The sequence below is a fragment of the Enterococcus sp. DIV1682a genome, assembly GCF_051711005.1.
GTDB lineage: Bacteria > Bacillota > Bacilli > Lactobacillales > Enterococcaceae > Enterococcus_B > Enterococcus_B hirae.
On sequence record NZ_JBIOLT010000001.1, the window covers coordinates 1,589,482 to 1,611,602 of the forward strand.

The 22,121-nt window shown below is 36.5% G+C and carries 19 protein-coding genes and 2 pseudogenes; 6 read left to right on the forward strand and 15 right to left on the reverse strand.

What is annotated here, in order from left to right; all coding sequences use genetic code 11:
- Positions 1–7: 7 nt before the first annotated feature.
- Positions 8–1,300, reverse strand: coding sequence for a PTS sugar transporter subunit IIC (locus IGJ23_RS07235; protein ID WP_010737665.1), 1,293 nt, complete (start codon positions 1,298–1,300; stop codon positions 8–10).
- 153 nt (positions 1,301–1,453) lie between these two features.
- Between IGJ23_RS07235 and IGJ23_RS07240 the strand changes: the two genes are divergently transcribed.
- Together IGJ23_RS07240 and IGJ23_RS07245 are read left to right on the forward strand one after the other, a co-directional pair.
- Positions 1,454–2,503 (forward strand): helix-turn-helix domain-containing protein, encoded by a 1,050-nt coding sequence (locus tag IGJ23_RS07240; protein ID WP_438774776.1) that lies wholly within the window; start codon positions 1,454–1,456, stop codon positions 2,501–2,503.
- Positions 2,504–2,596: 93 nt separating this feature from the next.
- Positions 2,597–2,788: pseudogene (locus IGJ23_RS07245) on the forward strand (tyrosine-type recombinase/integrase); the annotation flags it as partial.
- A 465-nt stretch (positions 2,789–3,253) separates the two neighbouring features.
- Here the strand turns inward: IGJ23_RS07245 and IGJ23_RS07250 are convergent.
- Entirely contained in the window at positions 3,254–3,451 is a 198-nt protein-coding gene (locus tag IGJ23_RS07250; protein WP_010718754.1) for a cold-shock protein, read from the reverse strand.
- Between the two features lie 293 nt (positions 3,452–3,744).
- Positions 3,745–3,939, reverse strand: coding sequence for a hypothetical protein (locus tag IGJ23_RS07255; protein WP_010719054.1), 195 nt, complete (start codon positions 3,937–3,939; stop codon positions 3,745–3,747).
- Positions 3,940–4,312: 373 nt separating this feature from the next.
- On the opposite strand from IGJ23_RS07255, the pseudogene IGJ23_RS07260 reads away from it, so the two are divergent.
- Positions 4,313–4,558 (forward strand): annotated as a pseudogene (locus IGJ23_RS07260) (transposase); the annotation flags it as partial.
- Positions 4,559–4,698: 140 nt separating this feature from the next.
- Here the strand turns inward: IGJ23_RS07260 and lepA are convergent.
- On the reverse strand, positions 4,699–6,534 hold the full coding sequence (gene lepA / locus IGJ23_RS07265; RefSeq protein ID WP_010737667.1) for a translation elongation factor 4: 1,836 nt from the start codon (positions 6,532–6,534) through the stop codon (positions 4,699–4,701).
- Positions 6,535–6,680: 146 nt separating this feature from the next.
- On the opposite strand from lepA, the gene IGJ23_RS07270 reads away from it, so the two are divergent.
- From IGJ23_RS07270 to IGJ23_RS07280, 3 genes are read left to right on the forward strand one after another with little or no spacing between them, the layout of a single operon-like run.
- A complete protein-coding gene (locus IGJ23_RS07270) occupies positions 6,681–7,901 on the forward strand; it encodes a GNAT family N-acetyltransferase (RefSeq protein WP_010719052.1) in 1,221 nt (406 codons plus the stop codon).
- A gap of 16 nt (positions 7,902–7,917) precedes the next feature.
- On the forward strand, positions 7,918–8,412 hold the full coding sequence (locus IGJ23_RS07275) for a nucleoside 2-deoxyribosyltransferase (protein WP_438774777.1): 495 nt from the start codon (positions 7,918–7,920) through the stop codon (positions 8,410–8,412).
- Positions 8,405–9,070, forward strand: coding sequence for a hypothetical protein (locus IGJ23_RS07280; RefSeq protein WP_010719050.1), 666 nt, complete (start codon positions 8,405–8,407; stop codon positions 9,068–9,070). The genes IGJ23_RS07275 and IGJ23_RS07280 overlap by 8 nt, the downstream gene beginning before the upstream one ends.
- Positions 9,071–9,546: 476 nt before the next feature.
- Here IGJ23_RS07280 and clpB read toward each other — a convergent pair whose 3' ends face one another.
- From clpB to nrdR, 11 genes are all read right to left on the reverse strand, one after another.
- The gene (gene clpB, locus IGJ23_RS07285) at positions 9,547–12,159 is read right to left on the reverse strand and encodes an ATP-dependent chaperone ClpB (RefSeq protein WP_438774778.1); all 2,613 of its coding nucleotides are present in this window, start codon (positions 12,157–12,159) and stop codon (positions 9,547–9,549) included.
- Between the two features lie 215 nt (positions 12,160–12,374).
- On the reverse strand, positions 12,375–13,418 hold the full coding sequence (locus IGJ23_RS07290; protein ID WP_053766821.1) for a lysylphosphatidylglycerol synthase transmembrane domain-containing protein: 1,044 nt from the start codon (positions 13,416–13,418) through the stop codon (positions 12,375–12,377).
- A 10-nt stretch (positions 13,419–13,428) separates the two neighbouring features.
- Positions 13,429–13,701 carry a DUF1294 domain-containing protein gene (locus IGJ23_RS07295; RefSeq protein ID WP_438774779.1) on the reverse strand — a complete coding sequence of 91 codons (273 nt, stop codon included), beginning with the start codon at positions 13,699–13,701 and terminating at the stop codon, positions 13,429–13,431.
- Between the two features lie 26 nt (positions 13,702–13,727).
- Positions 13,728–14,633 (reverse strand): diacylglycerol/lipid kinase family protein, encoded by a 906-nt coding sequence (locus IGJ23_RS07300; protein ID WP_025480176.1) that lies wholly within the window; start codon positions 14,631–14,633, stop codon positions 13,728–13,730.
- A gap of 132 nt (positions 14,634–14,765) precedes the next feature.
- On the reverse strand, positions 14,766–15,998 hold the full coding sequence (pepT, locus tag IGJ23_RS07305; RefSeq protein ID WP_438774780.1) for a peptidase T: 1,233 nt from the start codon (positions 15,996–15,998) through the stop codon (positions 14,766–14,768).
- Positions 15,999–16,012: 14 nt separating this feature from the next.
- On the reverse strand, positions 16,013–17,134 hold the full coding sequence (locus tag IGJ23_RS07310) for a Nif3-like dinuclear metal center hexameric protein (RefSeq protein WP_438774781.1): 1,122 nt from the start codon (positions 17,132–17,134) through the stop codon (positions 16,013–16,015).
- The gene (locus IGJ23_RS07315) at positions 17,134–17,832 is read right to left on the reverse strand and encodes a tRNA (adenine(22)-N(1))-methyltransferase (protein WP_063627171.1); all 699 of its coding nucleotides are present in this window, start codon (positions 17,830–17,832) and stop codon (positions 17,134–17,136) included. The genes IGJ23_RS07310 and IGJ23_RS07315 overlap by 1 nt, the downstream gene beginning before the upstream one ends.
- Positions 17,833–17,948: 116 nt before the next feature.
- Complete coding sequence (locus IGJ23_RS07320) at positions 17,949–18,383, reverse strand: LptM family lipoprotein (RefSeq protein ID WP_010737674.1); 435 nt, start codon at positions 18,381–18,383, stop codon at positions 17,949–17,951.
- Between the two features lie 497 nt (positions 18,384–18,880).
- Positions 18,881–19,807: a primosomal protein DnaI gene (gene dnaI, locus IGJ23_RS07325; RefSeq protein WP_081127514.1), complete on the reverse strand. Its 927-nt coding sequence runs from the start codon at positions 19,805–19,807 to the stop codon at positions 18,881–18,883.
- On the reverse strand, positions 19,807–21,195 hold the full coding sequence (locus tag IGJ23_RS07330; protein ID WP_438774782.1) for a replication initiation and membrane attachment family protein: 1,389 nt from the start codon (positions 21,193–21,195) through the stop codon (positions 19,807–19,809). The genes dnaI and IGJ23_RS07330 overlap by 1 nt, the downstream gene beginning before the upstream one ends.
- A 40-nt stretch (positions 21,196–21,235) precedes the next feature.
- Positions 21,236–21,730: a transcriptional regulator NrdR gene (gene nrdR / locus IGJ23_RS07335; protein WP_010719039.1), complete on the reverse strand. Its 495-nt coding sequence runs from the start codon at positions 21,728–21,730 to the stop codon at positions 21,236–21,238.
- Between the last annotated feature and the right edge of the window lie 391 nt (positions 21,731–22,121).

The window sequence follows — 22,121 nt, forward strand, 5'->3', positions numbered from 1 at the left end:
CTAACAATTATTTATTTTTCATTTCTTCCTGTAGCTCTTTCATATCAGCGACTTTAACGAATGGGAACCAAATCAATGCCACAATTGCCGTGATAATAATGTAAATCAACAGGAATTGCCAGTTACCAATCAATGAAAACTTAACAAATCCTGGTGTTGTCCAAGGAATCGCTTCTGCCGTAGGATTATAGGGAATTGGCAAAATCGTACTCATTAATCCCCAAGAAACAAAACCTGCAACAAGTGGGCTTAAAACTAATGGTAAGAAAAAGATTGGATTCATTACTGTCGGAATCCCAAAGTTTAGCGGCTCGGTAATATTAAAAATCGTTGGCAACGCACCTAACTTAAACATTTCTTTATAGCGAGCTGACTTAGAGAAGAATAAACAAATAACCAGACCAAGCGCATTTCCTGCAGCTCCACAAACACCATACACGAGAGAAGCCATGGCGAAAGGCAACGTGCTGCCATTGGTATAAGCATCGATATTAGCAGTCATCATTGTTAAGGTTACAGCTGAAAGTGGTCCAGATAACACAGCATTATGGATACCAAAGAACCACAAGAAAGCAATCAATACTTGAATAAAAATCATTGATACTGGATTAGCCATCAAACTATTCAACGGTGCACTAATCATTTCTGTAATAAAAGTAAAGATATCTCCAAAATCAGTAAACGAAAAAGCAATCCGAATGGCACATACAAATAAGAAAATCGTGGTCACAATAAACGTCGGTGCTAAGGAATCAGAAACCATTGGTGGCACTGATGCTGGTAATTTGATCGTAAAATTTTTCTTTGACAAGATAGAATACAATTTGGTAATTCCAATTGCAACGATCATTCCTACGAAAATACCTTGTCCTCCTAAATAATCAAATTTCACCGCGTTGACTGTTGATTCCACCCATTTTCCCCCATCGTTGACATGCGTAACAACTTGTTGAGGGATTAAAATAAAATATGAAGCGAGAGAAATTAGACCTGCATTTTGTGAATGGACACCTAAGCGATTCGCATATGCATACGCAATATTATAAACTGCAAATAAACCCATTAGACCAATAGAGGCATTACTAACAGCGGCTAGACCAGGTGCTAAGTTCATATCCTGTAACCATTTAAGCCAAGCAGGAATCGGGAAATTTGCCAAAATTAAAATGAACGCAGAGCCAATCGTCGCTGGACTTGTTCGAATAAATCCTTCAGATAGTGCTCCTAAGATATTATTGTTTTGCATCTTTGCTGAAAGCGGCAACAAATTATTGTTTAAAAACGCTTCGAATTTTTTCATTACTCAATACTCCATTCTAATATGTTTAAATAAATGTTTTTTTGATCAAGTACTTTAATCATCCATAGTATAAACAATGATTATGAATAGATATACCAAAAAAGTGTTTCTTTTATTAAGAAAGTGTTTTATATTTTGAATGGAGGTGTTAGTATGTCGCCAATCCTTATTTCATTAATATCCATAACAGAAAAACTAGGCATTCCCGTCAGTGTGGTTGAAAAAACACTAAAAACAGAAGAAAATCAGCTTTCTGCTATTCAAATGTATAATATAAAACGAGAAATCTATGGAACTTTTTTATATAGTGACAGTTCATCAGAGACAGGTTATATGCAGATTACCTGTGGCCCATTACTCATGGCAGAGGTAAATTTTGTTTTAAAAGAGGCCGAGGATACCACACAAGAATTCAGACAAATCCTTACAAATCTATTTATATTAGCAAATCATCATTCACCAAAAAAAATCGACGATAAGCAATTAAATCTAGAAGACTTTTACCAATCACAAACATTCTCTTATAATACTTTTTACGATATTGAAGAATACTATAAGTTAGAGTTGCTGCTCTTTTCTCATGTAAAAGATCGCAATAAATTAGCTGCAATAAAAACACTTGAATTATTTATCAAATATTACTATAAGAGCCTTACAAGCGATCAACTTAAATGTTTTTATTGTGCGCTCATTACATTACTTACACGAGTGGAAGTTGAAAAAGGTGTACCGGTAAGCAAAGTTTTTAATAGACAGTTTCAGTACTATCAGTATTTACAGGAAATTCGTGATATCAATAAGTTTGAAACATTAGCTAAGCAAGCCATTCATGACTTTTTGGCTCATCCAACCAATATTCCTAAAAAAACCTATAGCCCTGTTACTGTATGTGTTCTTAACTATGTAGAAAATCATCTGTATGAAGCTATTTCTTTAAAAGATATCTGCGATGTTTTAAATCGGGATTCAAAATACGTGGGAAGGTTATTTTATAAAGAAGTTGGGATGCATTTTAAAGATTTCATGCATTTGAAGAAAATTGAAAAGGCCAAGTACTTTTTATTATTTTCTAACAAATCCATCAATCAAATTGCCGAAGAACTATCATTTAGCACCCAGAGCCATTTCTCAACCGTATTCAAAAAGATCGTAGGCATAACCCCATATAAATATCAGCGCAATCGTGTCTATTATTCTTATTGAGTAGTGATAATAGTAGTAATCGCTCAGTTCAAGGATTAGGGGAAGCATGAAACTGATCATTCAAAGTGTAGTGAAATGAAATACTAAATCTAGAATGCACTCCCCCTCTCATTCAACTTTCATTCTTTGCGGCATACTCACGCTACTCTTCTTGAAAATGGTGCTAAGATGAAGGAAATTCCTGAACGACTAGGGCATAGCAGAATTTCTATTACGATGGACACCTACTATCAAGTGACGAATAAAAAGGTCGACATTATGGAGAAGCTTAGAAAGAACTCTTGAGGTTTGCCACCCAAAAAACCACCGGTGGCAAATCCATGTAAACATGGTCTAATTTTTACACTATTTTCAAGCAAGCGCTGCTATTTCTTCGCATGTGGGAAAAACAGATAAAAAAGGTCTAGCCATTGAGCTAGACCTTTTGCTATTTCTTCGGTTCGTCCTCATCCATTTTCAGAACAGCCATGAAGGCTTCCTATAAGATTGTGTTATTCACAAAGTTTTTCTAATATCTATACATCATTATAAATCCTATTATACCAACTTTCATATTAAGCAAGAGCCTATTATTTAATACTTGCTGATACTCATATAATAATAATGGATATTTTATAAAGGGGCGAAAAAACGGCGAAATTATTTCTTTAATAGAATATTTTTTCCCCAGTAGGGCTCGAAGATACGACCGGACGGTTATGAGCCATTATATAAAAAAACCACCTCAATCGAGGTGGTTAAAGTTCAACATTATTTTACGATATTTACCGCTTGAGGACCACGTTGTCCTTCTTCAATGTCATAAGAAACAGCTTGACCTTCATCTAATGTTTTAAATCCATCGCCTTGAATAGCTGAGAAGTGTGCAAATACGTCATTTCCATCTTCACCAGTGATAAATCCAAAACCTTTATCTGAGTTAAACCATTTTACTGTACCGTTATTCATATATATTTCCTCCTAATACGTATATAATACGTGTTTTGTTGCAATTAATATTACTTGGTAAAAGGAGTTTTTATAGTGTGAATATATCGCTCAGATTACGTTTCAAATTAGATTACTTAATTACTATAACACGGATGCAATGGTAACACAAGGATAACTGCTTGATACACTTTTTAATACAAAATTTGGAGTAAATATTTAGAATGATTAATTAAAGGATGAAAAATTTGAAAATAAACGACTAACGCCACTAATTACAATATTACATCATTTACTTAAAACTTTAATAAATTTTACTTTTCTACTATATTGACTATTGCTTTTCCACAAATTAGTTCTTGTTCTAAAACTGATTTTATTTGCAATGCACATTCTTTTGAAAATGGTTCAGCCTCTTTCCATGATCCTAATAGTGGATAATTATTGATTACACTTTTGACATATTGTTTGTTTTTTACTCCTCGTGTTTGTACTTCTACATAATACATAGTGATACCTTCTTTATTAGTTTTTTATGTAAAGACTACTCTTATGAGTAGTCTCATAGATAATAAATCGCAGTAAAATACAGGAGATCTTTGTGAGGTTGATCGTAGTTACTACGAAATTTATTTTGTGCTACATAGTTTAACCTGAATAATGCGAATACAACATGAAATATCTTGTAGCACATTATAATTATAATCTATTAAATTAAGTTTTTTTATTTGTTTTTGTTATATCTAATATAAAAAATATTACCTGATAATAAAAAACATTATATTTAACCAAAAATGGCAGAATAGAAATACAATCTATTTTTATAAAATAGATTAATCAAAAGCAACTAAAAAGAGCTACTCTTTCAAGTAGCTCTGAATAGATGTCATCAATCTTAAAAAGAAAAGAGATCATTCACTATTTGAGGACTGTTTATCCAGAGAAGTCAGCCGGCTACCTGAAACTTAGGCGACAACTTTGCGAACATTTAAAAAGTTTCTGCCACAGATCCAAAACGCCCTCCGCTACAGTTATTCAAACGGACCACTCGAATGTTTAAACAACCATATTAAAATATTAAAACGACGGATCATGATTCGACACGGTAAAACTATTTTAACCAAATAAAAAGAACAGAAAGAAGTTTTTCTTCTTTCTGCCCCAAATTATTCTAAGATTTCTCTTTACCAACATCATTTGACAAAGAGCCTGAGAAAACCGTGGGAAAAACAGATAAAAAAGGTCTAGCTCAATGGCTAGACCCTTTGCTATTTCTTCGGTTCATCCTCATCCATTTTCAGAACAGCCATGAAGGCTTCTTGTGGGACTTCGACGCTACCGATTTGTTTCATTCGTTTCTTTCCTTCTTTTTGTTTTTCAAGAAGTTTACGTTTACGTGAGACATCTCCACCATAACATTTTGCTAAGACGTTTTTACGTAATGCTTTGATATCTGAACGAGCAACGATTTTTTGTCCGATAGCTGCTTGGATCGGCACTTCAAATTGTTGACGTGGAATTAGTTTTTTCAGTTTTTCAACGATTGCTTTTCCTCGTTCGTAAGCAAAGTCTCGGTGAACGATGAAACTTAACGCATCGACTTTTTCTCCATTTAATAAAATATCCATTTTTACTAACTTGCTCTTTTGATAACCGGACATTTCATAATCCAAGGAAGCATAACCTTTCGTACTGGATTTTAGTTTATCGAAAAAGTCAAAAACGATTTCAGAAAGCGGAATATTATAAACGACATTCACTCGATAATCATCTAAATAATCCATTGTGATGAATTCTCCACGTTTTCTTTGGGATAATTCCATCACTGCACCAACGAAATCATTTGGAACCATGATTTGTGCCTTCACAAAAGGTTCTTCAACATCTTGAATCGTTACTGGTTCTGGAAAATCTGCTGGATTATCGACGACTGTCATAGACCCATCTGTTTTATTCACATGATAGATTACAGAAGGTGCCGTTGTGATCAACTCTAAGTTGAACTCACGTTCCAAACGTTCTTGGACTACATCCATGTGTAATAAACCTAAGAATCCACAACGGAAGCCAAAGCCAAGGGCTTGTGAGGTTTCAGGTTCAAACTGTAGTGCTGCGTCGTTTAGTTGTAATTTTTCAAGTGCTTCACGCAGATCATTGTAGCGGGAAGTATCAATTGGATATAATCCACAGTATACCATTGGATTCATTTTACGGTATCCAGGTAGCGCTTCTTCTGCTGGATTATCTGCCAACGTAACTGTGTCCCCTACTCGTGTGTCTTGGACCGTTTTGATGCTTGCCGTGATATACCCTACATCACCGACCATCAAGAAGTCTCTAGCAACAGCTTTGGGTGAAAAGACTCCCACTTCTGTCACATCAAATGTTTTGCCGTTACTCATCAATTTGATTTTATCCCCTGGTTTGACCATACCGTCTGTAATTCGAACATTCAGAACGACTCCTCGATAACTATCGTACACGGAATCAAAGATCAATGCTTTCAAAGGGGCATCCAGCTCGCCAGATGGTGCTGGTACATATTCAACGATTTGTTCAAGTATTTCTTCAATCCCAATTCCTGCTTTGGCACTAGCCAAGACTGCCTCACTGGCATCGATTCCGATAACATCTTCGATTTCTTGACGTACACGTTCTGGATCAGCAGCTGGAAGATCGATTTTATTGATGACTGGCAAAATTTCCAGATCATTATCCAAAGCTAAGTAAACATTTGCTAATGTTTGAGCCTCGATTCCCTGTGCCGCATCAACTACTAATACCGCACCTTCACAGGCTGCTAAACTCCTTGATACTTCATAAGTGAAATCGACGTGCCCAGGGGTGTCGATTAGATGGAAGATATAGGTTTCGCCATTTTTGGCTGTATAATTCAATTCGACAGCATTTAATTTAATCGTGATTCCACGTTCACGCTCTAGATCCATTGAGTCTAATAGCTGATCCTGCATTTCACGAGACGTCACAGTGTTCGTCTTTTCCAGAATACGATCGGCCAGCGTTGATTTTCCATGGTCGATATGAGCAATGATCGAAAAATTTCGAATTTGCTCTTGTCGTTGTTTCATTTTTTTTATATCCATAGCGTCTCCTCTTTTCGTTTAATCAGCACCTCTCATTATATCAATGAAAAGCATGAATTTAAAGACTTTTTACCTAGTCAGCTTTAGAAGTTTTTTTTATGAAAATTTGCTATACTAATAACAAGTAAATAATTGGAGATGAAAGAATGGATGAAAAAGATTTCAGAGAAAATCTTGAATTAAAACCTGTTACTGAAAAAGATGTTGATCAATTCAATGAGTTATTGTCTTATGTCTTTCAAGTAACAGAAGCAGACATCGAAGAAAGTGGTTTTGAAAGCAAAGGGGCATTTATTCGCTCCAAGCGCCCAATTTTGGAACTATCGGAAGTATTTGGCTGGTTCCACCATAACAAATTGATTTCTCAAATTGCGATCTATCCATGTGAAGTCAACATCCACGGTAAACCATACAAAATGGGTGGCGTTACCGGTGTCGGAACGTATCCTGAATATGCAAATCATGGATTGATGCAAGATTTGATCTTGGTTGCGTTAGATAATATGCGTAAAAACAAACAATGGATCTCTTATCTTTATCCCTATAGCGTGCCTTATTATCGACGCAAGGGTTGGGAAATCATGTCTGATAAGTTGACATTTAAAATTCGTGATACCCAATTACCGAAGAATGTTCCTGTGGATGGAATGGTTGAACGATTACCAGTAGATCATCCAGATGTTTACCGAGTGTATCAGAAATTTGCGGCTCAAAATCACGGTGCTTTGTTTCGTAGCCAATTTCATTGGGAAGAATATTGGCGCTTTGAAAATAAAGAGGAACGGACAGCTGCGATCTACTATACGAAAGAGCATGAACCAATTGGTGTTTTATTTTATTGGGTCGCTGAAGAAATTTTTCATGTTAAAGAAATGTTTTACTTGAACCAAGAAGCTCGGAATGGTCTATGGAATTTTATTTCAGCACACTTTTCAATGGTTTACTGGGTTCACGGTGATATCTATAAAAATGAACCACTGGCTTTCTTGATCGAAGATAGTCAAATAAAAGAACAGATCGAGCCTTATTACATGGCGAGAATCGTAGATGTCAAAGAGTTTCTGAAGCAATTCCCCTTCGTTTCTACTGCGAAACCTTTCCACTTTGTTGTCGAGGACCCTATTGCCTCATGGAACAATGGTGTTTTTGGGTTGGTCTGGAACGAAGACGGACAATTGGATGTCGTGGACGAACCTGTCGGACAATCGGTCCAATTGTCCATTCAAACATTAAGTTGTTTGATGATGAATTATCGTCGCCCTTCTTATCTTGCAAGGATCGAACGAATCAAAACAGATGATGAAACACTTAAAACACTTGAATTGATTCTTCCAAATATGGAAGCTTATTTCAGTGACTATTTCTAAGAAAAGGACGATGAAAATGAATATTTATTTTGCTGCCCCACTTTTTGCGAAAAGTGACTTATTTTATAATGCGAAACTTGTAGAAGAAATCAGGAGTCTTTCCAATGAATTAACCATTTATCTTCCGCAAGAAAACGAAGCGATCAATGATAAAACAGCCTATGCTGATAGTCAGATGATTGCTTTAGCCGATACAGAAAAGGTGTTGGAAAGTGATTTGATGATTGCACTATTAGATGGTTTGACGATCGATCCTGGTGTTGCATCCGAAATTGGTGTTGCCTATGCTAAAGGGATTCCTGTCATTGGATTGTATACAGATAGTCGGCAACAAGGCGGTACCCACCCGCAAAAAATTGCTGCTTTACAAGAAGTAGCTGAAAACCAATTCCATTATTTAAATCTTTATACGATTGGGTTAATCAAGCTAAATGGCGCTCTCGTAACTAGTGAAGAAGCGTTACTCAGTCAAGTAAAGACTTACTTAGATGGAGGTTTGAGCCATGAATAAGACAATGAAAAAAATCCAACTTGCACTTGTTGCTTTTGGTGTGTTTGTGGTTTGTTATAACCTTTATGAATTTATTACTAAAAAATATTCAACTACTCAGGGAGTTACTTTCATCATCGAATCTTTAGCTGGGATTCTATTGATTTTTCTCCCTCAGATCGTTAGAAAGATCGCAAAATTATACGTTCCAGATGCCATTGTTTTATTTTATTGGTTTTTCTTGTTTATTTCCGTGTTCTTAGGTACCGGTATGCATTTGATCAGTATCATTTCATTCTGGGATAAAATTTTACACGCCGTTAGTCCTATGGTATTGACTGCCCTAGGTTACGGATTGATCGGCTTATTATTGAAAGATGCACCAATTGCGAAGACTAGTCCATGGTTGTTTTTACTGTTTGGTTTTGCCTTTGCTGGCCTCTGTGGCGTGTTCTGGGAATTTTGGGAATTTCTCTGTGATCAATTCTTAGGAATGAATCTCCAACGGTTTGCCGCTTCAGATGGCACCTTATTTGTCGGACGAGCTGCTTTGATGGACACGATGGGTGATTTATTCACAAATACGATTGGTGCATTGGTCATGGGAATCTTTGCTTGGACCCAAGGAAGAAACAATCGTGATTATTTTGAAAATTATCGGTTGAAAATTTTGAAATAGAGCAAAAAAAATATCACATTAAAGAATTGTGACAAAAGTGAGATGCTTCCTAAAAATTGTGCGTGAAAACGTCAATGGTTAGGTGGCATCTCATTTTGTCTCACCCACTTATTTCTTATCATCAACCCTTACGGTGATTTTGTTACCATTCCCAATGAAAATTGTACTTAGTGACAAGGGTTGAAATGATGGGAACCAAAGAAGATATTTACCTGCCCACTCCTATTTATATGGGGAATAAAAACATTACCTTAGTAGATGAACTTGGAGATAACGATTGAGATCAACTTATTTTATGAATGATTTATTCAGACTTATGACCAAATTACAAAAAAACAATAAAGCTAGGTTGTTGACCTAACTTTATTGTTTTATTTTTTTGAGAGCTGAGATGGTGTGTGGCTCAACTAAAAAATTTGATCGATTCTACTTACTGTTCGCCAACACCCGTTTTCTTGCGAATGTTAACCGTTTCTTTACTCTTCCGTGTCTTCAAGTTCTTCCGTTTGGAAATGAAGTTTCTCTGCTAGCAAGGTAATCGTTACTTTAGATTTTGGTAAGATGTGTCCTGCTACGATTTCTTTGGCTAATGGTGTTTCTACTTCTTTCGTAATAAAGCGTTTCAATGGTCGAGCCCCGTATGCTGGTTCGTAGGCATTTTCAGCGATCCATGTTTTGGCTTCGTCGCTGATTGTTAGATGAATTTCTTGATAATCCAATCGTTTTGCCAATTGTGCCACCATTTTATCAACGATTCCTTTCACATTTTCAAGACTTAATGGTGTGAATAAAATCGTATCATCGATTCGATTTAAGAATTCTGGTTTGAAATGACCTCGAAGGATCGTTCTTACTTGTTCTTCCACTTCTTCAGGGATAGTGCCATCTGCTGACACTCCTTCTAATAACAGTTGAGAACCAATGTTGCTGGTCATGATAAGAACGGTATTTTTGAAGTCAACCACACGTCCTTTAGAATCAGTTAAACGTCCATCATCTAATACTTGTAACAAGATATTGAAGACATCTGGATGGGCTTTTTCGATTTCATCGAGTAAAACGATCGTATAAGGATTTCTGCGAACGGCTTCCGTCAATTGTCCGCCTTCTTCATAGCCAACATAGCCTGGAGGAGCCCCCACCAAACGAGATACGGCATGTTTCTCCATATACTCACTCATATCGATCCGCACCATGTGTTCTTCAGAATCAAATAAGTTTTCTGCTAAAGCTTTCGCTAATTCTGTTTTCCCAACTCCGGTTGGTCCTAAGAATAAGAAAGAACCTAGTGGGCGGTTTGGATCTTGCAATCCTGCTCGAGAGCGAATGACCGCATCACTGACAGCATCTACTGCTTCATCTTGTCCAATCACACGTTTATGCAATGTTTCGTTGAGCTTGATTAGTTTTTCTCGTTCTCCTTCCACTAATTTCGTGACTGGGATACCAGTTAAACGTCCAACCACTTGCGCAATTTCATTTTCAGTGACTGATTCTTGAACCATTTTGATTTCACTGTCTTTAGCTTTTGCTTCCAATTCCTTTAATTCTTTTTCTAATTGAGGAATCGTTCCATGTCTTAGGACGGCAGCCCGTTCTAAATCATAGTTGTTTTCTGCGTCTTCTAATTCATGTTTGGCTTTATCGATTTCCGCACGTTTAGAAGAAACGCTATTGACTTCTTGTTTTTCTGTTTCCCATTGCATTTTCATCGAGTTTGCTTCTTCTCGAAGATCAGCTAACTCTTCTTGTAGATTTTTCAAACGTTTTTTACTTGCATCGTCTGATTCTTTTTTCAATGCTGCTTCTTCGATCTCTAATTGCATCAAGCGACGAGTCACTTGGTCTAGCTCAGTCGGCATAGAGTTCATTTCTACTCGGATCGTTGCACTTGCTTCATCGATCAAATCAATTGCTTTATCTGGTAAAAAGCGGTCTGTGATATAACGGTCAGATAAAGTTGCAGCAGCGACTAATGCATTATCATGAATGTTGACTCCATGATGAATCTCAAAACGTTCTTTCAATCCTCGTAAGATACTGATTGTATCTTCTACTGTCGGTTCTTTGACTAAGACTTTTTGGAAACGTCGTTCTAATGCTTTATCTTTTTCCATATATTGACGATATTCATCTAATGTAGTAGCACCGATTAAATGCAATTCACCACGAGCAAGCATTGGTTTCAATAAATTTCCAGCATCCATGCTGCCTTCAGTTTTCCCTGCACCAACGATATTATGGATTTCATCAATAAATAAGATGATTCGTCCATCACTTTTCTTGACTTCTTTCAGCACAGCTTTTAATCGTTCCTCAAATTCACCACGGAATTTAGCACCAGCAATCAATGCCCCCATGTCTAATGAAAAGATCGTTTTATCTTTCAAGTTTTCTGGCACGTCTTTTCGTACGATACGTTGTGCTAACCCTTCTACAATTGCTGTTTTACCGACACCAGGTTCACCAATCAATACTGGATTATTCTTGGTTTTACGAGATAAGATACGGATAACATCCCGAATTTCTTCATCACGTCCAATGATTGGATCCATTTTCCCGCTTCTGACTTGTTGCACAAGATCAACGCCGTATTTTTCTAATGCTTTGTATTGTTCTTCTTGATTTTTAGATGTCACCTTTTCTCCTCCTCTCATGTCTTCGATATTTTTACGTAACTCTTTTTCTGATAAACCATTTTTGGTCAAATAAACCGTCAATGGATAATTTTTTAATTTCATCAAGGCTAAAATTACGATCTCTGTTGAAAGAAATTCATCGCCAAAACTTTCTCTTAACTGGTCTGCTTCATTTAATAAACGGAATAGATTTTGGCTTAGATTCTGACCATATTGGACGTTTCCCCCTGAAACCGTGGGATATTCATCTAATACACGATCTACTTCCTTTTCAAACGTATCAACATCCATTCCCGCATCAGTGTATAGATTGCGCCCAAAATGGTTTGGTTGTAAAAAAAAATTCCACAAATGCGCAATATCAATTTCTTGATGTTTTCTTGTGACAGCGATTTGTTGCGCTTCAGCAATCGCTTCTTGAAGCGTGGTTGTCATTTTTTCAATGTTCATTTTACTTACCTCCTGAATATAAAATTTCAATATTCAATATGATACATCTCGTTCCAATAAACATTATACCTCTTTGGTCAGTCTTGGTCAAAAGATAACCTCGCTTATTTTATCGGAAATAAGTGATCAAAAAAAAACACAACAGAACCAACTTGGATGGACTTACTGTTGTGTTTTAGATCTAATAAAATGACTCTATACAATCGCTGTAATAATCAATTTGATTCTTTTTTGTTGTTTTTTACATCTTGGATTTCTTGTTTTATTACCCTTCGACGATCAGCAATCACGTAACATAACCCATAAATAAAAGGTAAGATAAATGAGCTAAACCGATACAGTAATAAAGAAGAAACAGCATCTACGGTTCCCACAAGTGGTCTGAATAACAACAGATAGACAAATTCAAATGAGCCGATTCCAGCTGGTGTAGGGATGACACCAGATAATACTACCGCAAAACTGATAAATGAAAAGGTCAAGAGAAAGTCGATCGTGGGATGGTTTTCAACCAAAAAGAGATAGGGCATGATATACCAAAAAATAAGTTTGACCATATTCCAAAAATAGATGCGTAATAGAGCTGTTCGATCTTTGACAATTGTCTGGACAGTTTCTCTCAACGAATAGATTTGTGTATTACATGTATCTACCCAACTTCTGATGCGTTCACTTCGAAACAGTTTGTTTGAGATACTCACAAAGAAAATTTGTAGATTCAGACTCATTGAGACCATCAATAAAAAGGCAATAATCAGCCCAGTTAAAATAATGCCAGCAATAATGAACCAAATCATGTTTGGTCCTTTGGAATAAAATAAAGAGAACTGGATGATCAAACCAATGATCGCATAGGTAATCACGGCTAATTTATACATAATCATATGCAACGCAGTGACACCTGCACCTTGTGAGTATTTCATTCCTTTTTTATTATAAAAATAAATTTCTGAAATCAAAGTTCCCGTTCCAAATGAAACGATTCGATAAAATGCAATATAGCAAGACGTCCAAAAACCATCCCAAGTGGAAAATGTTGGTTCGAACGGCTGGGCAATCTCTTTGATTGAACGACCTTCTGCCACCTGATAGATCGTTCCTAACAAGAATGCCGCTACCAGAACGATAAAGCTTGTAGACAGCAATTCAGCGAAAATATCTGCAAAAGATTGGTTGATCAAATAATAAATAATGGCAAAAATTCCAATCAATAAGAATAGATTTAACGCTATTTTCGTTTTTGCACCTTTTGTCGCCATCAATTACTCCTTAATGAAAAAAATAAATCAACAGTAAATCCACCAATACACCCAGTACAAATCCTACTGTAAATTTCTTTTTTCTCGTTTTATGATGGAATACTTTACGAGAAATCAATCCGCCAATTCCACCGCCTAATAAACTAACAAAAATCAAATTATTTTCTGGAACGCGCCAACCGCCTTTTTTTGCTTGATACTTATCATACCCCATCAAACAAAATAAATATAAATTGACGATCACTAAATAAAACCACAAAGGATTGTGTAGTAAAGCTTTCATACGTGTTTTCCTCCACCTCTAGCACATCATTTTTGCTCTTCTTTAGGAGCAAAGACCGACAACCCTTTTTTGACTACGACTAATTCGATAGGCAGATTATCTGTCGTATCACCATCTGTACGAGTGCCAACTGATTTTTCCCGTGCTTGGATATTGATCTGACTAGCAGTCAAATAATTGATACCTGGGACAGAGTAAATTTTTCCTTTGATTAAACGAGGCAAATAAAAAACAAATCGAAAAATATCTAAAGATGGGATGATTGTGACATGAAACATACCATCATCGGGTGAAGCTGAATCATCAAAATTCGTATAACCACCTACTGAGTTAGACATTGTGACTGTCAATAATTGTGTTTTTCCTCGCCAATGTTCTTTTTCTGTTTTGATATCTAAATGATACTTTCTCTTTTTTAATAATAACTTGATGAACCGTTTGATAAAAATCCAAGAACCATATTTTTGCTTTTCTTTTTGACTGATCCAAACAGCTGTATCTGCCAGTATACCGATCGTTAAAGTTGAGATAATGACTTCATCATTGACTTTTCCATAATCGATTTGACGGATTTGTCCCTCTAAGATAATGTCTGCAGCTTTTTCCTTTTCTAATGGAATACCGAGAACACGGGCTAAATTATTGACTGTTCCTCCTGGTAGTAGTCCTACTTGATAATGCTCAAGTTTATCTTGAAAAGCCTGTACAATATGATGGATCGTACCATCGCCTCCGATTACGATTAAGGTATCTGCGTGCGTTTCTTCAGCTTTTTTGACTAATGTCTCATGCTTGATCGAAGGACCTGTTTCCGTTAGATTGATGATTAGTTCTGGTCGTTTCTTTAAGGCATATTCTTTAAACCAGCTTGCTAATTTTTCACCTTCATCTTGTCCTGAGCTTTGATTATAAAAAACTAGCAATTTTTCCATTTCTTTCTTCCTCCCATTTTTACACAAAAACCAAGGGGTCAGACGTTCCATTGTTGGAATACGCCCACCCCCAGCTAAAAGGATAGATCTACTTCGTTCACTTACTTGATCCATCCACGTTCCTATTTGATTTTATACGTTTGTATTCAATTCTGCAATTTTTACAATCACATCTGTTGCTTTTTCCATCACTTGCAGAGAAACAAACTCAAATCGGCCGTGCATATTTTCGCCACCTGCGAACAAATTAGGCGTTGGAATGCCTAGATAAGAAATTTTCGATCCATCTGTTCCACCTCGTACTGGTTCAATCACAGGCTCGATTTCTAAATCGATCATCGCTTGTTTTGCTAATTCAACAATGCTCATATCTTTTTCAATAATTTCTCGCATATTATAGTACTGATCATACATATCAACTTTCACACGTGTCTGATCGAAGCGACTATTTAGTTTTTCTTGGATTTCAGTAATTTTCGCTTTCCGTGCTTCAAATTTTTCTCGATCGTGGTCACGGATAATATAACTCATAGTTGCTTCTTCGACATTTCCATTTAATCCCATCAAATGGAAGAACCCTTCATAACCTGTCGTTTTTTCTGGGACTTCATCTGCTGGTAGTTGATTATGGAAGTCTATCGCTAATTGTAATGCATTGATCATCGTATCTTTGGCTGTACCAGGATGGACATTTTTTCCTTGAATTGAAATATTAGCCTGAGCTGCGCTGAATGTTTCATATTGTAATTCGCCTAAAGGTCCACCATCAACGGTATAGGCAAAATCAACATCAAACTGCTGGACATCAAATTTATCTGCTCCTACCCCAATCTCTTCATCTGGTCCAAAAGCTACTTTGATCTCACCATGAGGGATAGTTGGGTTTTTCACCAGAATTTCCATTGCGGTCATAATTTCAGCGATCCCAGCTTTATCGTCCGCACCTAACAACGTACTGCCATCAGTTGTGATCAATGTGTGTCCTTCGTAGTTTTTCAAATTAGGGAAGTCTTTGGTATTTAATGTATAATGTTCTTCACTATCTAGAACAATCGTTGATTCCCCATCGTAGTTCTCAATGATTTGTGGATTAACATTTACTGCATTGAAATCTGCGGTATCCATGTGGGCAATGAAACCGATCGAGCGAACTTTCTTTTCAATGTTACTTGGCAATGTTCCTATAACAAATCCATTTTCTTCATTGTAAAATACATTGGTTAGTCCTAAATCTTCTAATTCCTTTTTTAAGACTTGCGCAAAAGCGACTTGTGTTTGTGTCGAAGGAGTCGTTTGACTACTTTCATCAGATCTGGTTTCAGTCTTAACATAGCGTAAAAAACGTGGTAAAAGATTTTCGTACATACAACAGCTCTCCTTTAGTTAAATTGAAATGGGTTCGTATCCGTTTCTGAAACAAAGAAATCAACGGTCCAATTTTCTTCTTGTTTCCATTTCTCAAATTTTTCGACAAACTTTTCTTTACATAAAGATTCAATATAATGACCTGGATCAATCGCAATCAAGCCTGCACTTTGCATATCTTGAGCTGTGTGGTAATAGATATCTCCAGTAATATAAACATCCGCTTTTTGAGCTAATGCATAAGGATAGAACTTTTCGCCACTACCACCACAAATGGCGATTCTTTTAACAGTGCTCTTTGTATGAGTTGGACGAACAACTCGTAGCCCTTCTAATTGGAAGGCTTCTTTTACTTTAGATACAAAGGTATCTAAATCAAGCGCTTCTGGTAATTCTCCGATTCGACCGATCCCCCATGTTTGAGTCGGTTCGTCAATTGAAAACAAATCAAATGCTACTTCTTCATAAGGATGGACACGATACATAGCTGATAACACTTTTTCCTCACGGTCTTCAGGAAAAATCACTTCCACTTTAGCTTCTTCTACCTTTTCTAGTTGGCCATTTTTACCAATTGCGGGATGCGCCTGTTCATTCGGTCGAAAACGACCTTCGCCAATACTGGTAAAACTTGTATGATCGTAATGACCTTGTTCACCCGCACCAGCCTCAGCTAAAGCCTTACGTAATTTGTCAGCGTCTTCGATCGGTACATAAACAGCTAGTTTTTTGTAATGCCTTGTATGTGTCTTTAACAAATAATTTTCGACATTGATTCCTAATGCTTCACAAAACCAATCATTCAATCCATCCTCGATAATATCCATATTGGTATGTGCTGCATAGACAGAAATATCATGTTTTAATAAATCAGCATACATTTTTTCTTGTGGATGATCCGTTGTTAATCGTTTAATTGGTCGAAAAATGGGAGGATGTTTGGCAATTAACAAATCAACCTTTTTTTCGATAGCTTCTTGCACAACTTCTGGACGAACATCTAATGTCATCATTATGCGTTGAATCGGTTTATTTAACGTTCCAAGGTGTAGCCCTACAGGATCTCCTTCTTCAGCCAACCATTGAGGACAATATTCTTCAAATTTGCGAATAAATTCATTACCGTTGATCGCCATTAAGCTAAAACCTCCTCGATCATCTGAATTTCTTTTTTTATCGCTTCAACACGTTCTTCTTGGTTCTGTGCTTGTGCCAATTGTTTTAAAATCGCTTGTCTTTGTTTTAATTCTCTTTGCCATTTCTTTTGGAAGACCACTGTTTTTCCTTGCAATAAAAATGGACCAAACAGAATCTCTTCCTCATTATAGATATGCTTCGTCGATGTTTTTTCAGCTACAATGATTTCATAGATTTTTTTGTTTTCCTCTAAAATCTCTTCTGCAATGATTTGATAGTGATTGTCTTGCAACCATTTTCTCACTGCTTGCTCGCCAATATTTGGTTGGAGAATCAAACGCTCCTTCCCTGTTAAACGATGTTGTTTGGCGCCTGCTTCTAAAATATCTCGAATCAAAGCCCCACCCATACCAGCAATCGTGATCGCATTGATCTGATCTGTTGGCTCAATCGCATCTAATCCGTTAGCTAAACGAACAACGATCCGCTTTTCTAAACCATTTTTCTGTACTTGTTTTTTTGCTGACTCATAAGGGCCTTTCACCACTTCGCCAGCTACAGCAAATTCAATTTTATCCTTTAACATTAATGCAACTGGCAAGTAAGCGTGGTCAGAGCCAATATCTGCTAAAAACGCTCCTGTTGGGACATGTTCTCCCACTAATGCTAAGCGTTTCGATAAATCTAAGTGGTTCATACCTTCACTCCTTCCCCCTCATTATAACATTTTCCCTATAAATGAAGGAGATTTGAAAAAGAAAAATTTCAAATCTCCTGATGAGCTATTTGCTTTTACGAAACGTTTAACACTGACTATTCAATAACTCTTACCTCAACGATCGAATTACCAGGAATTTGTGGAGGGATTGACATTGTCATAATTGGTTTTTCTTTTAAAGTAAACTTGATCTCGTCACCTTTTTGAAAAGATTCCTTACCTCCGACTAATTGATCATTCGAAACATTTAGTGTTACACCATCATTATCAAAAGAGGTTCCAATATTCTCGGGGTCTTCGATTTCATCTACATTGACCACTTTGATTTGAATGGTATCATCGACTGAGTCATCAATACTTTCAATTTCACCCTTAAAAATACTTTGTCCTTCGTTAGAAGAATCCTTCGCTTTAGTCGTTGTTTCCGCACTAATCGAATCGATCGATGCCTCATTTTTATCTCCATTACCACAACCTGTTAGCGAAAAAAGTAACCCTGTCGCCAACAAACAAGAAAAAATCACTTTCATATCTTTATCCTCCGGCTAATTATTTACATTACTTCAATTGATGATCGTTCTTTGACTTTTTATTTAGTTGACGATAATCAATATATTCTGTGTTTAGTCGTTCAATTTTGTTTTTGATACTTGTTCATCAGAAATCTATGGTTGTCTTTTTTCGTTACCATGATGACTATTGATCAGGCATAAGCTTCTCAGTAATCATCACTCTATCCAGTATGACACCACTTTTGTAGCTTGTTACGATCAAAAAAGTGGCGTTAAGTATGAATTCAGATACACTTTTATCTCAAATTATGAGTATCTTGAATAACTAAGTGAACATCGAGAGTCATTGAAAAGAGAATTATTTGCAGACTTCTCTCAATTAATTGTTTGCATTGCTTATTTTCCTACCCATCAAAGCAATAGGCAGGAAATAGGGCAATAACTAATTCAGCAAAAGGCTTTCTCGATCACATCTTCTATGCCTACAATTAAGACTTCTATGCTTTCTCTTTTCGCTAGCCATTTCTCCGATTGCGTCCAGTCATTTCAATTTCTTTCGTCAAGTAACGGATTCGTTCCATGATTCGTTTGGCTTTCAATGGTTCTTCATCTCCACGCTGCGTCACAGCAAGATGTTGCTCCAATTCATTCATTGTAAAATTGGAAGAGAAAAAGGTTGGCAGTTGCTCTTGCATTCGATATTGCAAGATCACACCAAAGACTTCATCTCTGATCCAACTACTCATTGCATCAGCGCCAATGTCATCCATCATTAAAATCGGTGAACGTTTGACCGCATCTAGTTTTTCTGCGACTTGATCTTTTCCAATCGCTTGTTTCATTTCAACAGCAAAAGTCGGAAAATGGACAAGTGTAGTTGTAAAGCCTTTAATGGCTAGTTCTCTGGCAGTCGCTCCTAAAAGATAGGTCTTTCCTATTCCAAAGCTACCAACTAAATAAAGTCCTTTGTGATATTCTTTGGGACTTGCACTATAATTTTCCACAAAGTCTAGTGCTTCAAAACTTGCATAGCTCCGTCCATCGGTACGCTCAAAATTATTGAAAGAAGCATCTTGGATATCTTTTGGCATATCGACAGCTTTGATCCGGTTCCTGATTTCTTCTTGTCTTTTCTTCGCCAATAAGGCTTCTGTTGGAACATAAGTCACATCGACATAATGAAAATTCAAGGTTAGCTTGGGCTCATAGCCAGGAGCGATCATCGTAGGATCATTTTTTTGGTATTTTCGTTTTTCTTGGACAAATTCATATAGTTTTGCATAACTTTTTTCGATATCTGCTTGTGTTAATTCATCTTTGTGATCCGCCAAAAAGGCTTGCACATCTGGATCGTTGAGGACTTCTTCGATCATTTCAGCAAATTTTTGTTGATAATTTCGCTGGCTGATGATCCGCTTCAATTCTTTCCCTACATCTTCCATTAGCTATCTCCCTCCTTCTTGGCAAAATATTCTTTGAATCGTCGTTCGATCTCCGCTTTTTTCTCACTACTGATTTTTTTCTCTTCTTTTGGCTGGTTGACCCAATCTGGTAGTTTCTCACGACGAACGTTTCGACGATTAGTTGAATAATTCTGGTTCGTATTTTTAGTATTTTGTTTGCCTTTGCTATTGGTTTTCCGAATATGTTCAATGGCTTCTTCTGGGGTCATGATCTTTTTTTGTGCCCATTCGTTAGCGATCGTGTTGACAAAGCTTGCGGTTAAGCTAGGACGATCTTTGATTACTAAGACATAATTGATCAGGATATTGATCAAACTATTCGACAATCCCGATTGTGAAACTAAATCCTGTAAAAGCCAAGTTTCTTGTTTTGAGACATAGCCGCCTTTTGCTTGTTTCAGTGCCTCTAAGTATTTCATTGGCGGAATGCTTTTGGCTTCGTTCACTAATTGTAGTGTCGCATTTGTCAGAGCAGTTGCTTCCTTAGGTGTCTCATTCTGATTGGCAGAGGTTGCTTCTTCATTTTGATTAGCCAATGTATTTGTTTGCTTCGTCTGTTGGTTCATCAATACGATGCGTTGAAGCTCTTTGACAGATACTGTCTGCTCAGAAAAATCATACGCTTGTACGACCCATTCACCTAACGTCAACTCATCTACGCCATAAAGCAAATGATACATTGTTAACTGTTCCTTCAGTGATTCATCTAGATTCATGATATGTTTTTTTGCCAACCAATCTGTCAAAAAGCGCCAATCAAGAGTGGATTGTTCCATGGACTTCCCCAGATCAGTTGATTTGGTTGTAAATGACTGTTTGTTTTCCTCAAGTTTCTCTTGATCTGCAGCATAAGTTTTTTCATTAAAGCGATATACTTCTAAAAATTTCTTCGTGATCTTTTGATAATCATTCGTCGAAAAATGTTCCGGCTGAAATAGTTGGATCAACTGATCGAAACGCCGTTGACCGACTTTTTCTAATAGCAGAAAAGACAATAATGTATCTTTAAAAAATGCTAACGGTTCAATTGGCTCAAGTAACTCATAAATAAAACATCCCCCTAAGCTAGGGTCTTCTTTGAAAAAAACTTCTAAAAGTCCGATCCCTTCTAGTTTTTTTCGTGCTTCATAAAGCTGAGGAATACCACAATTCAAGCTACTTAACAGATCAGCATGTAATCCTTCCGGTCCAACGCCTTTTTGTAAAGGAATTTCTGATAGTAAGGTAAAATACAAACTCAAAGCTTCACTGCCGATTAATGGCTGGTAGAGATAAAGTAATGAGGATTTCCCTTCTTCTCTTAGCGGATAGCTTTTTCTTCCTTGGTAGATATTTTTAGGTTGAAGCTCTTTCCATGCGTTATCCAAGGAATTTGGCCTCCTTTTATGACTTGATTTTATTTCTGATTTATTCGTTGTTTTCTTTATGATTCTCTTTATTATTCTCTTTTGCTTTATCAACGATGTCTTGTAATTCTTTTAAAAACACCGACATATCTTTAAATTGACGATAAACACTGGCAAAACGGATATAAGCAATCTCATCTAAATTGACCAGATCTTCCATCACGTATTCTCCGATCAACGTCGTCGATACTTCATTTTCACCAAGACTTCGCACCCGATTTTCAACATGATTTACGATTTGCTCCATTTGTTCCATCGCAACTGGTCTTTTTTCTGCTGAACGGATTAATCCTCTTAAAATCTTGTCACGATTAAATTCTTCCCGTTCCCCATTTTTTTTGATCACTAATAAAGGTGCTGCTTCAATTCTTTCAAATGTTGTAAAACGAAAAGAACAGTTTTCGCACTCTCGTCTTCGACGAATTGCTCGACCATCATCCGCTTGTCGACTATCAATCACTCGGGAATTGTTATGTTGACATCTAGGACATCTCATTATTTTCACCTCTTAATCTGAAATTTTTCTGATATACATTCATTTAATATATTGAATCAATTTATATAGTATTGATTCAACGAACATTCAAAGGATAAATTTTCACTCGATAATAGTTACGTAAATAATTACGTATGAAACAATATTTTTATGATTCACTCCTGCTTTTCATAAAAAAAGTTTCACACATGTAACTAGTTGTATTATAACATGAAACAATTCTTACAGGCGACTCTCCTGTATAAAAAACCTCGTTAGAAGAACCTTTTTTTCAATCGATTGATCGAAATTGTTCCAAAGCAAAACAATTAGGCTTGACTTTCGAGAAAACTGCATGTAAAACAGTGCTTCTTAAAAACTTCTTTCAGGTGAATACTTCAAAAAAAACAGA